This is a genomic window from Hyphomonas atlantica corrig. (assembly GCF_000682715.1).
Lineage (GTDB): Bacteria > Pseudomonadota > Alphaproteobacteria > Caulobacterales > Hyphomonadaceae > Hyphomonas > Hyphomonas atlantica.
Map to the genome: position 1 here is coordinate 26,053 of NZ_AWFH01000004.1, position 14,178 is coordinate 40,230.

Here is a 14,178-nt window from a genome sequence, read left to right on the forward strand (position 1 = left end):
ATGAAACTGAACAAGATCGCCTTTGGCATCCTCGCCCTTTCCGTCCTGACTACGCCAGCATTGGCTGACGAAATGATGGACCATTCAAAAATGGATCATTCTGCACATGAAGGTGCAGCGCCCGATCTGGTGGACACAAAAGACGTGGCCGACTCGGCCCAAATCGTCACCGCCAAGGTGAATGGCCTTGTCTGCGATTTTTGTGCGCAGGCCGTCCGCAAAGTGTTCAAGAAACAGGACGCCGTGGAAAGCGTGACTGTGGACCTGGACAACGGACAAATCGTCCTTGGCCTGAAGGCAGGCGCGAACATGGATGATGAAACAATCGGAAAGCTGATCCGCAAATCCGGCTATTCGCTCGTCAGCATAGACCGGGGCGACGACGCATGAGCGGCGAAGTAAAGGCGCCAAGTACGCTGCCGGCCTTCCTGTCTCTGTTCACTTCGACGGGAACCCTGATCTGCTGCGCCCTGCCCGCACTGCTGGTCAGCATCGGTGCCGGGGCCGTCATGGCGGGCCTGATCGAAGCGGTTCCGCAGATCACCTGGCTCGGCAAGAACAAGGAGCTGGTCTTCTCTATCGCAGCAGGGATGATCGCGGTGGCCGGAGCCTGGCAATGGCATGCACGTTCGCTGCCCTGCCCAGTCGACCCGGCCCAGGCACGCGCTTGCACACGGGCGCGCCGGATCAGCTGGATCGTCTGGTGGATCAGCGTTGGCGCATTCGTGATCGGCGCATTCTTTGCGTTTTTCGCAGCGGGCTTGCTGGCCTGAAACAGACAGGCCCGCCAGCACGGCGGGCCTTACCTATTCTGCCAGCAATTCGCCAAGGCAGGCCGAAATGGTCTCTGCCGTGTCTTCATGGGTGAAGAAGGTTTTCAGCTGCCAGTCCTCGTCCATCAGGTACAGCAAAGATGTGTGGTCCATCGTGTATTCAGACTGGCTGCCCGATTGTTCGATCCGGGAATAATCCGACAGGAACTCATCGGCTGCCGCGCGCACGTCTTCCGGTGAGCCTGTCAGCCCGACCAGGTTTTCCGGGAAACGGGGCGCTTTCACGTAAGCGGCAAGCGCTTCTGGCGTATCACGCTCGGGATCTACAGAGATCAACAGGGTCTGGGGCGGCTCAATATTTTCAGGCAACTGCGAGTAGGCGCGCTCCACATTCACCAGCGTCATCGGGCAGACATCCGGGCAATAGGTGAAGCCAAAATAGATCAGCGTCGGACGGCCCTTATAAGTCTCTTCCGTGACGCGCTCGCCCACATCATTGATCAGGGAAATCGGCCCGCCAATCTCGGGATAGGCCCGGCCAGTGCAGCTGGCCTGCACGCCGCTGGACTTGGCACGCGGGGCAGTATCAGCTTCCGGCGCAGACGATGGAGAACACGCGGCCAGCAAGGCGGCGGCCAGCAAGGCGGATGGGGCAAGGAGCGATCTGATCATCATGAAGGCGATATGGGCCGCAAGCGGCGCTTGGCGCAAGCGTCACGCTGCCGCATAAGGCACAAATGGATGATTTGACCCGCGACGGACACATAGATCTCGACGATGCGATCTTCACCCTGCCCCCGGAAGGGCTGGGATCGGCGCAGTCGGCCCTCGGGCGGACGCGCCTTCGTACATTCATCACTTTGCGCTGGCTCGCCGTGGCTGGGCAGACAGTGGCCGTCCTGTTCGTTGCATTTGGCCTGAATTTCGACATGCCGCTGGCGCTTTGCCTGTCGATTATCGCCGCCTCGGCGTGGCTCAACGTCTTTCTGTCTTTCGCCTTCCAGAGCCAGCGCCTGACGCGCGGCTGGGAGGCCACGCTGCAATTGGCCTTCGATACCGTGCAACTGGCGGCCTTGATTGCTGCGACGGGCGGCCTGTCCAATCCCTTCCTGTTGCTGTTGGTGGCTCCGGTGACAGTAGCCGCGCTGAGCCTCAGCCCGTTCCGGGCGACGCTGATTGCGCTGCTCGCTCTCCTGCTGGCCGCCCTCATGCCGATGATTCACCTGCCCCTGCCGTGGGGCGTTGCCGATAGCACTGTTGCCCTGCCGGCGTTGTTCCAGCTTGGGCAATTCGCGGCGCTTGCCGTCGGCGTTGTCTTTTTTGCCCTTTCGGCGGCGCGGGTCAGTCAGGATGAAGCGCGGCTCGTGCGGGCGCTGGACGCGGCCGGCGTGGTGATGGCGCGAGAACAGAGACTGTCAGCCTTGGGCGCGATGTCTGCCATGACAACCCACGAGCTCGGCACTCCGCTGGCGACAATTCATCTGGTTGCAAAGGAACTTCAGGGCGACCTGGGGCCGGACGACCCACGCGCAGAGGACATTATCCTGATTGCCGAACAGGCTGACCGCTGCCGCGCCATTCTGGCCACCATTCGCGAAGCGCGGGAAGCCACAGACATTGTCCACGCCCAGATCCCGCTCGATTCACTGGTTGCCGAGGCGGCCGCCCCCTTCAAAGGGCTGGGCGTTGAGGTACGTGTCCGGGCAGAGGCCGGAGACGGCGGTGATGCTCGCGCCCCGGTCCTCAAGCGCAGCCCGGAAGTGCTGCACGCGCTCGGTGCCTTCATTGAGAATGCTGTCAGCTTTGCCGATACGCGCGTGAATGTCGTCGCGACTTGGACGGCGGACCAGATCATCATCACAATCAGCGATGACGGCCCCGGATTTGCTCCGGAAGTGCTGCCGAAACTGGGCGAACCCTATGTGTCGCAACGCGGGGAAGCGCATCTGGGCGGCGGCGACATGGGACTCGGCTTTTTCATCGCAAAGACGCTGATCGAACGCACAGGCGGCCGAATCGCGACGCGAAACCGGACCCCGCCAAAACGTGGCGCTGTGGTTCAGACCCTGTGGCCACTGACTCTTTTGCAGGCGCCTGACTTGGATTAAGTGACGGTTCAGACCTATATGGCCAATATTACACCAAGGATAAGATCATGGATCGGCCAGTTAACGTAAATCTGCACGAGAGCCTCAAGGATGTTGAGGACCGCTCCTGTCTCGTCATGGATGATGATGGCCCCTTCGTGCAACGTATGGCCCGTGCCCTGGCTCAGCGCGGTTTTGTGGTCTCTGCGGTATCTTCGGTCTCTGAAGGCAAGGATATTGCCCGTCTTAACCCGCCCGCTTTCGCGGTTCTGGATCTGCGCCTGGAAGATGGCAGCGGTCTTGATGTGGTGGAAGTCCTGCAAAAACACCGTCCTGACGCGCGCGCAGTGATCCTCACCGGATATGGCGCAATTGCGACAGCAGTCGCCGCTGTGAAGGCCGGAGCCGTCGATTACCTGTCGAAGCCAGCCGATGTTGACGATATCATCCGTGCGCTCACGGCTTCACCAGACGAAAAACCTGCCCCGCCGGAAAATCCGATGTCTGCGGACCGTGTACGTTGGGAACACATTCAGCGCGTGTACGAATTGTGTAATCACAATGTTTCCGAAACGGCACGTCGCCTAAACATGCACCGGCGCACACTGCAGCGTATCCTCGCAAAACGGGCCCCCCGGTAAACCTGAACCTGCAGCAGTGTTGCCAGAATACGTCGGTTTCGCTCGTGCAGCTCAGCTATCAGCTAAATGAAGTTGCGTCGCATTCCAGCGGGTTGGTAACTGCCGCGCATGAAACAGAATTCGCGCTGCGTCGCCCCGCTCATTCTTGCCTCGCTTGCCCTGCCCGCCGCCGCCCAAACCGGTGACACGGCGCAAAGGCTGGACACAATCGTCACGACTGCCACGCCGAGCGCAGCGCCGCTTTCAGACATCCCCATGTCTGTCAGTGTAATCGATAGTGGCGACCTTTCACTGGCTGATGCCTATGTCAGCGCGGAAGACGTGACCGACCTGCTGACGGGTGTCGAAGCCGCCGTGGCCAATGGCACGCAAGTGGCCTTTCAGATACGTGGCGTTGGCGCGGTCGACCATCAGGCACTCACCCCAACAGCGGCGGCTGTTTACTCCGATGGCGTCTATCTTGCGACGAACGTGCAGACCGGATTGATGCTTTACGATCTGGACCGAATTGAAGTGCTGAAGGGCCCGCAAGGCACGCTGTACGGACGCAACGCCTCCGGTGGAGCAATCAATTTCATCACGGCCCGGCCGGACAATGACCAGCGCAGATATGTCCGTCTTGGCTATGGCAATCTGAACCGCATGGATCTGGATGGCGCATATGGCGACTCTTTCGATTCCGGGTTCAGCTATCGACTCGCCGGGCGCTACCTGTCCCGTGATGCAGCGTTGGACAATGTTGCAGGGCCAGAGGCAGCAGGCGGTGAGCGTGACGAGTTCGGTGTACGGCTCGGCCTCAATTGGGACAGCGTCGCGGATGGATCACTTTTGCTGCGCACGCATTATGAAGAGGGTAATGGCGTCAACGCCGCCCCGCGTAATGACACCCTTGATCTGGACGATCATGAAATCGCGGTTGGCAGCGACGGCATTCAGGATACGGACAACGAATTCTACGGCATCTCAGCCGAATACGCGCGCGATATTGGGCGCTGGGCACTCACATCCCTGACGGCGTTTGAGGGCTACAATCAGGAATACGGATTTGATTTCGACGGCGCGGTCGCACTGTTTGGCAATCCGAACTTCAACGCCAACCTCGCCTACCTCCGAGACTTCCGCCAATATTCGCAGGAAATCCGACTGCACACGGATTGGGATGGCGGCAGCACTATGATTGGTGTGTCGGGATCAGTTGAGAATTTCAGCCAGACCTACACAATCTGGTGCGGCGAACTCGACGCCGACACCCTGTTGGGAACCTGCCCCTATGTTGGCGCAGCGAGCCGCGCTGGCCCCACCCCCGTGTCTGATACCGCTGCCATGACGCTCGTGACAGACATCCGTCAGGATCGCTCCACCTTCGCGGCATTCACGCACAATGAGTTCGACCTCTCCGACAGCCTGACCGCGACGCTGGGCGCACGCGTTACGCGTGAGGAAATCGAGGGACAAGGCAGTGGGCGGCATATCTTTGAAGATGGCACCATTGGCTACAACAATGTGGGCGGGCTCGGCCTAGCTGCAGGGTCGAATGAAATTGAAGAGACATATCTCTCAGGCCACGCCGCCCTATCCTATGCGATGGAACATGGAACGGCCTATGCGTCCGTTTCCAACAGCTACAAGTCGGGCGGCTTCAATGGCGAAGTCCAGAACAATGTGACCCATTTCGCGGATGAAGGCCTGTTCGATGCGGAAACCGTGACGGCCTATGAGATCGGATATAAGGGGAAGACAGACCGACTGACCTATGCGGTCGCCGCCTTTGCACAGGACTATTCTGACCCGCAGGCCCGCATCTTCGTGAACTTTGTGTTGCCGGACGGCTCCAGCATCACCTCCAACTCCCTCTCCAATCTGGACAAGGCGATTTCCTATGGGATGGAGGCTGATTTCAATTGGCAGTCTACAGAGCAATTTGCCCTGCAAGGCGCACTCACCCTGCTCGAAACCGAAATTGATCAGGAATCCGACATTGGCGGCAATGCAGACACGTTTGACGGCAACCCCCTTCCCTTTGCACCTGACGTGTCAGCCACGTTCGGTGGCCAGTATGAATTTGCGGCCACGGACACGATTGATGGACGCATTTCCATTCACGCCAAATATCGCGGTGACTATTATCTCGATCCGGAAGGCTTGAAGAGCCGCATGCAGGAAGGCTTCACAACCCTGCAAGCCGAAGCAAGCTTCACCCTCAGAGACACGGGCGTCACGCTCACAGCCTGGGGTCGGAACCTGACAGATGAAGACTATGCCGTGTCCGGGTATGGCTTCATCGGCTATGACACGTTCCGGTCTGACCCGCGCACCTATGGCCTGCGGATCGGATACGAATTCTAGCCATCAGTCCGGACAGCCGCCCGCATCAAACCTCAAGGCGCGGAAGTTGACTGGATCACCGTTGGAATAGTTCAGCGCGTAATAGGATTCGGTCTCGGTCACGCAAAGCGACATCTGCTCTGCCTGTGACCGAAGGTGCGTGAGTTCATCCTGAATGGGCAGCTCGGCCTTGCGGTCTTCCAGATTGACCAGATAGACCACCGGATAGGCTGAAAGATCCTCAGGCAGGTCGAGCGGCGTCTCTGGCGGATGCAGATTCTGTGTGCCCAGCGTGAGCACATAGGACGGCTCTGCATACCCAAGCGCCAGAATGCGCTCTGGCGCTTCCCAAGCACATGCCTCACCCGGCACACCGCACACATCCTCCAGGGCGAGGCGCGCGGTCTCTGTCGGCTGCACCCAAATCTGGGTCGGCAACATGAAAATGCGAACATGCCAGCCAATCGCCACGGCGGCATAGATGGCAAACATGGCCGCGTTGCATTCATGCCGGCGGCTGAACTCGATAATGGCTACGCCGCACAGCGCAAAACCAATCCACCAGAACCAGAGCGGGAATTCCCGATAGTCCGTCCAAGTCTCCAACACATCCTTGGGCAGCGCCGTCGAAAAGTCGCCTGCCGTCTCTGCCATGAAATAGGTCGTGACCCCGGGAAAGGAGACCGCCAGCAACAGGATGGCACCGAGAGCGAACAGTGCAATGGACACCCACCGCGTGACCGGCAGGAACTCACCTTCCATCATGCGTGTCGAGGCATAGCCCGCCATGAGCCCAAACGCCGGGTAAGCTGGCAGAATGTAATGGCTGAGCAGCGTCGGCATCAGCTCAAAAAAGGCGTATGTCAGCAGAGCCCAGGCGACGAGCAAGCGCATGGCACGCGTCTCGTCAGGAATCACCTCCTCGCCCACAGGCCACCGCGCCATCCATGTGTCACGGCCCGACAGCCACCAGAACACGCCAATGAATAGCGCAGGCCAAGCCGGAAGCGGTTTCAATGATGCGACTGAGTTCAAGGCGCTTGCGATCATCCCATCGCCTTGCGGGCGCGGCATGAAGGGCAACACATAATTCAAGGCAAGCAGTCCGACGAAGATCGCACCGCTGACAAGCACAACATGCTTCAACCAGGCTTGCCCGCGCGGACGGCTGGGCTTTAGCCGTTTCCACGCCGCCACGAGCCCCGGAACGAAGAACAAGGTGGCCGGGAAGAACCAGGCCGGAATGTGCGTCAAATGATAAAAAGGCCAACCGCCGTGCCCTTCGGACGCGCCAGTGAACTTGTCTTTCAGATCCTTGCCAACCGCGCCCTTGATGTATTGCCCATCGGTCGCCGCCTGAATCCACAGGAACCAGGGCAGCACCATCGCCACGAAGATCGCGGGCCCCGGCCACCATGTCAGAACGCGCCACCAGTCGCCGCCCTTCCCATCTGTCGCCTTGGCCCAGACCCAGGCGCCCATGCCGGCATAGGCCGCCACCATAGGCGTAACTGGCCCCTTGATCAGGAAGCTTGTGCCCATGCAGGCCCAGAACAGTAGCGCCATCTTCTTGGACTGGTCTCGGCGCATGTAGAGGCGCGCCAATGCGCCAATGCTGAGCGTCGTCAGAAAAACCAGAACGCCATCGGTTTTCGAAATGTGTGCTTCCGAAGTCAGCAGCAGGGTCGCCCCAAACAGGGCCGAACCGACAAAGCTTGCCCTGCGGCCGACCAGGACCAGGCCGGTCCAGAAACAGGCAAGTGTGCCGAACGCTGCGCCGAGCCAACTGGGCACGCGATATGTCCAGATCTGTTTTGCCTCCGGGCCGGTGAAGACAGCCGTCGATGCCGCCTGCAGCCAGTGAATACCAGCCGGCTTCTTGTTGCGAAGCTCGTCCTGATACTGGATACGGATATAGTCCTTCTCTTCCAGCATCTCCTTGGAGGCCTGCGCAAACCGGCTTTCATCCCTGTCCAGCGCGGGCAGGTTGAACACGCCCGGCGCGGCTGCCCCGAAGGTCAGGATGAACAGGACAACCCACGGCTTCCAGCCGGTCGACAGTCGATCAAGCAAAGTCATAAATGCCGTTTACCGTGTTCATCCCGGCGCGTCTTCATTGTTTTGCGCTGAGTTTCAGTAAGCGATAGATGCGCCATAGGGCTCGCCTTGCGTCAAATCGCTTTGTATGAGCGTGCGAAACCTGCCTCGCGCGCGTGCGCGATTCCCTTGCTGAAAGGTGCCAGCCATGGCCCAGTCACTCGAATTTTCCATTGTCGTTCCGGTTCACAATGAATCCGGCAATGTCGAACCCCTGGTCACCGAGATTCATCGCGCGCTGGATGGCCGCGCCTTCGAGATGGTGTTTGTGGATGATGCATCCAGCGACGATACACGTGCACGTCTCGTGGACCTGAAGGCGCGTTTTCCAATGCTGCGCGTCATCAGCCACCGCAAGAATGCTGGCCAGAGCCGCGCTATACGGTCCGGTATCCTCGCCGCGCGCGCACCAGTGGTCGGCACACTTGATGGCGACGGTCAGAACGACCCGGCCGACCTGCCAGATCTCTACCGCCAGCTGACACGCGCTGACGCACCGGAATCCCTGAAAATGGTGATGGGGCGCCGCACCAAGCGCAAGGACACCGCGTGGAAACGCTTCGGCAGCACATTTGCCAACAGGATCCGCAAGCGTATGCTAAAAGATGATTGCGATGATGCGGGCTGCGGCGTGAAGGCGATTTATCGCGACGCGTTCCTGCAGCTTCCCTATTTCGATCACATCCATCGCTACGTCCCTGCCCTGATGCGGGCGGAGGGGTTCGATGTAGAGTATCGCGATGTGAACCACCGCGAGCGTGGCTCCGGCAAGTCGAACTACACCAATTTTGGCCGACTGGCTGATGCCCTGTCTGATCTTCGCGGCGTCATGTGGCTGATCCGCCGCCGTCGCAATCCGGGCGGCATGGACGAGCTTTAGCCTGGCGTTTTCAGAGCAAGGAAAAACCCCCGCCAGCCATCGCCGACGGGGGTTTTCCTATTGGGTCGGAAGAGTCAGGCCTGTCCGCTGACAGCGAGCACGTCTTCGACCGTGCGCAGGCCCGGCTTCGGCGAGGTGACCAGCACGGCCATGTTGCCCGGAAGGTGCTTGTTATCCAGCATCTTCTCGTGCGCTGCCGGAATGTCTGCCCAGGGGAAGACCTCCGACATGCCGGGATCAATCCGGCGATCAATGACCAGCTTGTTGGCGGCCGAAGCCTGTTTCAGGTTTGCAAAGTGGCTGCCCTGCACCCGCTTCTGGCGCATCCAGAGGAAGCGCGCATCCATAGTCAGGTTAAAGCCTGTCGTGCCGGCACAGATCACAACCATGCCGCCACGCTTGACGACAAAAACCGACACAGGGAACGTCGACTCGCCCGGATGTTCGAACACGATGTCGACATCCTGCTTGCCGGTGATTTCCCAGATCGCTTTGCCGAATTTGCGGCTTTCCTTCATGTAGTCGCTGAATTCCGGGCCGTTCACCGTGGGCAATTGGCCCCAGCAATTGAAGTCTTTCCGATTCAACACGCCTTTCGCGCCAAGCGACATGACGTGGTCGAACTTGTCATCTGACGAAACGACGCCAATCGCGTGCGCACCGGTGACAGCACAAAGCTGAACCCCAAAACTGCCAAGTCCGCCGGATGCGCCCCAGATCAGGGCGTGCTCACCGGGCTTCAAAATATGCGGGCGGTGTCCGAACAGCATCCGGTAGGCCGTTGCGAGTGTCAGCGTGTAGCAGGCGCTCTCCTCCCAGGTCAGATGTTTCGGACGCGGCATGCACTGACGCGCCTGAACGCGGCAGAATTGCGCAAAAGAACCGTCCGGAGTCTCATAACCCCAGATGCGCTGGCTCGGCGAGAACATCGGGTCGCCGCCATTGCACTCCTCATCATCGCCATCGTCCTGGTTACAGTGGATGACAACTTCATCGCCCGGCTTCACGCGAGTCACCTTGCGGCCGACCGCCCAGACAATCCCCGCGGCGTCTGAGCCTGCGATGTGATAATCCTGCTTGTGAATATCGAATGGCGAAATCGGCTCGCCCAGCCCGGCCCAGATGCCGTTATAATTCACGCCAGCTGCCATGACGAGCACCAGCACCTCGTCGGAATCGATCTCCGGCACAGGCACTTGCTCAAGCTGCATCGCCGTTGACGGTCGACCGTGGCGCTCCCGGCGAATTGCCCAGGCATGCATCATTTTCGGTACATGGAACTCCGGCGGGATCTCACCGAGTTCGTAAATGTCTTTTGTCTCCCTTGCCATGGCAGGGGGGCCCTCCTCCTTGATTACACTTCCGGAACGCATTGGCGCACATTTTTCATGTCTTCACAAAACATCCGGTTCCCGCCACCTTGGCCGCTGAGTGTGACGCATGCAAGAATTTTGTTGCGCTGCACAAAAATCAGCAAGGGGGCGTTGCATTCATGCCAATGGGCGACATTGTATATCTGAACGGCGCATTTACCCAGCGGCAGGATGCGCGGATTTCCCCACTGGATCGAGGATTCCTTTTTGCTCATGCCGCCTATGAAGTAACTGCAGTCTATGGCGGAAGATTGGTCGATTTCGAGGGCCACGTTTCACGGCTCCGTAACACGCTGGACGCCATCGCCATCCCGAACCCGCACAGCGCCGCTGACTGGGAAGACCTGCATGTACAGCTCCTTCACAGGAACGGTTTGCAGGAAGGTCTGATCTATTTGCAGGTCACAGCCGGCGCATATGACGGACGCGACTTTGCCGGGCCGGATGTCTTTACACCGACCGTACTTCTTTTCGCCGATCATCGCCCCTTGATCGGTCCGGTTGCGGAGCATGGAATTCGCGCGATCTTCCTGAACGATATTCGTTGGCGACGGCGCGACATCAAGACAACCCAGTTATTGTCTCAGGCCCTCGCCTATAGATCAGCGCGCGAAGCGGGCGCGCAAACCGCGTTCATGGTGGAAGATGGATACGTTACCGAAGCCGCCTCAGCCAATTCGTGGATCGTGACCGAGGACGACCAGATCATCACCCGCAACCTGTCCAGCGACATTCTGCCCGGCATCACGCGCGCACATGTTATTGCCCGCCTGAGAGATCGGGGCCTCACTGTGGAAGAACGCGCCTTCACTCCCGATGAAGCCTATGCTGCGCGGGAGATCTTCACCACCTCGGCCGGTGCGATGATTGCGCCTGTGGTCCAGTTGGAAGATCGCCCTGTCGGCGACGGCAAGCCCGGCCCAGTAACCCGTCTTGTACAGCGGCTATATTATGAAGCGCTGGGCGCAGACGTCTCCAAGGTGGCCGCCTGGGCCCTCGCCTGAAGCGTGTGGCGCACTTTCAGGCCCAAAATCACACTCGCCAGAAGGATTGTAACCAAGTTGGCGATGATAATCGGCATTGAGTTGAGCAGGAAGCCGTAGACCAACCAGCCCGTCACGCCCGCCGTGAACATCGTATACATGATCAGCGAAATGCCGTCCGTCCGGCCGGTCCGGATGACCATCAGGGCCTGTGGCAGGAATGAAAGCGTGGTGAGGGCAGCGGCCACAAGGCCGATCATGTCAGTCATCGCCGGAAACTCCGTGTACGCGGGGGCGCTATACCTGATTTCAGGCAGCCGCGAAATGTCCAGAAAGCCATAGCAAACATGGGGATGTTTGCGCTAACGGATTTCACACAGGAAAATGGCTATTCCTTGTCGATGATCTCGCCTTCGATGATTTCTCCGTCGCCGTCCCCTGCGCCGGAACTTGCGCTGTTGGAAAAGCCTGTATTCATGTGGCCCATCACTGCCGACACTTCCTGTGTTGCGATGCGCGCACTGAAAGTATTTGCCAGCAGGGCGATGCCCGTTGTCGCGCAGAATAGCCCGACATCCACCGCGCCATATCCGCGCGCCAGGGACGTCTCTCGAAACAACGCAAACACGCCGAGGCAGACAATGAACAATCCTGCCAGCAAACCCGCACGCACGGCGAACCCTGGCAGCAGTCCCGTCACTGCGGGATACCCTTCATGGCCAGTCAGTCGATGCAACCGGAAACGCTCAACCCAGCTGGCCAGAAGCATTCCGGCCGCCAACGCCGCCACCATAAGCACGCTGCGCTCCAGAAGCGCCGCGACGACCACGCCAAGCGGAAAGGTGAGGATAGCGATTATCCGCAGAAGCAAGGCGGACTGGATCAGACTGGTCGGCTGGTTCACGTATTTCTCCTCTCGCCTCCATCTGGTTGCTCTGACATCCTGACGCAAGCATGCACGCTTGCCTTGTGTCGTTTCACACGGCATGTTGCGGCGCAACATAATAAGGGGAGAATTCCGTGGCAGACATGGATAAAGCATACCAGCACGCGCCGGACCGCCCGTGGATCTTTCGGACCTATGCGGGCCATTCCACGGCGACGAAATCCAACGAGCTCTATCGCGGCAATCTCGCCAAGGGCCAGACAGGCCTGTCGATCGCCTTCGACCTGCCCACGCAGACCGCCTATGACGCCGACCACATCCTCTCAAAGGGTGAAGTCGGCAAGGTCGGCGTGCCAGTGAAGCATCTTGGCGATATGCGCCTGCTCTTCGATCAGTTGCCGCTGGAAGAGATGAACACCTCCATGACGATCAATGCGCCGGCGGCCTGGATGCTGGCGCTTTACGTCGCACTGGCAGATGAACGCGGAGATGATCGCAAGAAGCTGCGCGGAACGACCCAGAACGACATTGTTAAGGAGTATCTCTCCCGCGGAACCTATGTATTCCCACCCGAGCCGAGCCTTCGCCTGATCTCGGACATGGTCAGTTGGTGCTATACTGAAGTGCCCAAATGGAATCCGATGAATGTCTGCTCCTATCACCTGCAGGAAGCGGGCGCGACACCGGAGCAGGAACTGGCCTACGCGCTGGCGACGGCAATCTCTGTTCTGGATACGGTGAAAGCCGGCGGACAAGTTCCGGAATCAGACTTTGAGACTGTTTTCGGTCGTATTTCATTTTTTGTGAACGCCGGTGTCCGTTTCGTTACGGAACTTTGTAAGATGCGTGCCTTTGTGGAACTCTGGGAGGAGATTGGCCGCGAGCGCTATGGCGTCACCAGCCCAAAGGCGCTGCTGTTCCGCTACGGTGTTCAGGTCAACTCGCTCGGCCTGACCGAGCCGCAGCCTGAAAACAATGTCTATCGCATATTGATTGAAGCGATGGCGGTCACGCTGTCCAAAAAAGCTCGGTGCCGCGCCCTGCAATTGCCGGCCTGGAACGAGGCGCTTGGCCTGCCACGCCCGTGGGACCAGCAATGGTCTTTGCGCCTGCAACAGATCCTCGCCTATGAGACGGACCTTCTGGAATATGAAGACATTTTCGATGGCAGCCACGTCATCGAATCCAAGACTGAGGAATTGAAAGCGCTGGCCCGCGATACACTTGCCGACATTGATCAGCGCGGCGGGGCGACCAAATCGATCGATTTCATGAAAGAAAGTCTGGTCGACGCTCATATCGAACGCATCAAGGCCATCGAGAGCGGCGAGCTGACTGTGGTTGGCGTCAATCGTTATACAGAAAGCGAAGACAGCCCGCTCGGCGCGGGTGATGGCTCGATCCAGACTGTCGACCCCGCAGAAGAATCTGCCCAGGTGCGCGACTTGAAGGAATGGCGCAGCCAACGCGACCAGTCTGCCGTCGATGAGGCGCTCGCCAATCTGAAACAGGCCGCGCGCGATGGCACCAACATCATGGAGCCATCCATTGCCTGCGCGAAGGCCGGCGTTACGACCGGCGAATGGGGCACCGCGATGCGGGAGGTATTCGGTGAATTCCGTGCGCCGACGGGCGTTGCAATGGTTATCAAGACCGAAGGCGAGGAAGATGTCGCCGCGGTCCGCAAGGAAGTTGAACGCGTTTCCGAAGCGCTCGGTCGCCAGCTGACCTATGTGCTCGGCAAGCCAGGCCTTGATGGCCACTCCAATGGCGCCGAGCAGATCGCCGCGCGCGGCCGGGAAGTGGGCATGAATGTCGTCTATGAGGGCATTCGTTTCACACCATCCGAGATCGCCGCGCAGGCGAAGGAAAACAACGCCCATGTCGTGGGCCTGTCGATCCTGTCCGGAAGCCATTTGGATTTGGTGCGCGAAACGATTGCCGAGCTTCGCAAGGTCGGCCTCGACAACGTCCCGGTCGTTGTGGGAGGCATCATCCCACCGGAAGATTCCCGTGCCCTGCGCCAGATGGGCATCGCCCGCGTTTACACGCCGAAGGATTTCAAGATCACCGAGATCATGGGCGACGTGGTGGGCATCGTGGACAAGGCATGGCTGGTCGAAGGCTGAGGCA

13 protein-coding genes are annotated in these 14,178 nt (G+C 59.4%); 8 read left to right on the forward strand and 5 right to left on the reverse strand.

From position 1 onward, the window contains the following. Both HY36_RS04535 and HY36_RS04540 read left to right on the forward strand, forming a co-directional pair. Positions 1-390: a heavy-metal-associated domain-containing protein gene (locus HY36_RS04535; protein WP_035549175.1), complete on the forward strand. Its 390-nt coding sequence runs from the start codon at positions 1-3 to the stop codon at positions 388-390. Further along, a complete protein-coding gene (locus HY36_RS04540; RefSeq protein WP_035549178.1) occupies positions 387-773 on the forward strand; it encodes a hypothetical protein in 387 nt (128 codons plus the stop codon). The genes HY36_RS04535 and HY36_RS04540 overlap by 4 nt, the downstream gene beginning before the upstream one ends. A 33-nt stretch (positions 774-806) precedes the next feature. On the opposite strand, the gene HY36_RS04545 is transcribed toward HY36_RS04540, so the two are convergent. Further along, a complete protein-coding gene (locus tag HY36_RS04545; RefSeq protein ID WP_035549347.1) occupies positions 807-1,448 on the reverse strand; it encodes an SCO family protein in 642 nt (213 codons plus the stop codon). A gap of 62 nt (positions 1,449-1,510) precedes the next feature. Here HY36_RS04545 and HY36_RS04550 point away from each other — a divergent pair, with 62 nt between their 5' ends. The 3 genes from HY36_RS04550 to HY36_RS04560 all read left to right on the forward strand — a co-directional run bounded on the left by HY36_RS04550 (position 1,511) and on the right by HY36_RS04560 (position 5,847). Next, positions 1,511-2,881, forward strand: coding sequence for an ActS/PrrB/RegB family redox-sensitive histidine kinase (locus HY36_RS04550; RefSeq protein WP_035549181.1), 1,371 nt, complete (start codon positions 1,511-1,513; stop codon positions 2,879-2,881). A 47-nt stretch (positions 2,882-2,928) separates the two neighbouring features. Then, a complete protein-coding gene (locus HY36_RS04555) occupies positions 2,929-3,501 on the forward strand; it encodes an ActR/PrrA/RegA family redox response regulator transcription factor (RefSeq protein ID WP_035549182.1) in 573 nt (190 codons plus the stop codon). 108 nt (positions 3,502-3,609) lie between these two features. Continuing rightward, positions 3,610-5,847: a TonB-dependent receptor gene (locus HY36_RS04560; protein ID WP_035549185.1), complete on the forward strand. Its 2,238-nt coding sequence runs from the start codon at positions 3,610-3,612 to the stop codon at positions 5,845-5,847. Between the two features lie 3 nt (positions 5,848-5,850). Here HY36_RS04560 and HY36_RS18730 read toward each other — a convergent pair whose 3' ends face one another. Further along, on the reverse strand, positions 5,851-7,905 hold the full coding sequence (locus HY36_RS18730) for an ArnT family glycosyltransferase (RefSeq protein ID WP_035549188.1): 2,055 nt from the start codon (positions 7,903-7,905) through the stop codon (positions 5,851-5,853). Positions 7,906-8,071: 166 nt separating this feature from the next. On the opposite strand from HY36_RS18730, the gene HY36_RS04570 reads away from it, so the two are divergent. Then, the gene (locus tag HY36_RS04570; protein ID WP_035549191.1) at positions 8,072-8,803 is read left to right on the forward strand and encodes a glycosyltransferase family 2 protein; all 732 of its coding nucleotides are present in this window, start codon (positions 8,072-8,074) and stop codon (positions 8,801-8,803) included. Between the two features lie 74 nt (positions 8,804-8,877). Here HY36_RS04570 and ccrA read toward each other — a convergent pair whose 3' ends face one another. Further along, positions 8,878-10,134 carry a crotonyl-CoA carboxylase/reductase gene (gene ccrA, locus HY36_RS04575; protein ID WP_035549350.1) on the reverse strand — a complete coding sequence of 419 codons (1,257 nt, stop codon included), beginning with the start codon at positions 10,132-10,134 and terminating at the stop codon, positions 8,878-8,880. A gap of 167 nt (positions 10,135-10,301) precedes the next feature. Here ccrA and HY36_RS04580 point away from each other — a divergent pair, with 167 nt between their 5' ends. Next, a complete protein-coding gene (locus HY36_RS04580) occupies positions 10,302-11,180 on the forward strand; it encodes an aminotransferase class IV (RefSeq protein ID WP_241764144.1) in 879 nt (292 codons plus the stop codon). Here HY36_RS04580 and HY36_RS04585 read toward each other — a convergent pair. Then, positions 11,126-11,428, reverse strand: coding sequence for a SemiSWEET transporter (locus tag HY36_RS04585; RefSeq protein WP_051602507.1), 303 nt, complete (start codon positions 11,426-11,428; stop codon positions 11,126-11,128). The two genes, HY36_RS04580 and HY36_RS04585, sit on opposite strands and share 55 nt — an antisense overlap. A 119-nt stretch (positions 11,429-11,547) precedes the next feature. Beyond that, positions 11,548-12,063, reverse strand: a complete 516-nt coding sequence (locus HY36_RS04590) for a hypothetical protein (RefSeq protein ID WP_035549194.1) — start codon at positions 12,061-12,063, stop codon at positions 11,548-11,550. Between the two features lie 125 nt (positions 12,064-12,188). Here HY36_RS04590 and HY36_RS04595 point away from each other — a divergent pair, with 125 nt between their 5' ends. Beyond that, positions 12,189-14,174: a protein meaA gene (locus HY36_RS04595; protein WP_035549197.1), complete on the forward strand. Its 1,986-nt coding sequence runs from the start codon at positions 12,189-12,191 to the stop codon at positions 14,172-14,174. Positions 14,175-14,178 lie beyond the last annotated feature (4 nt).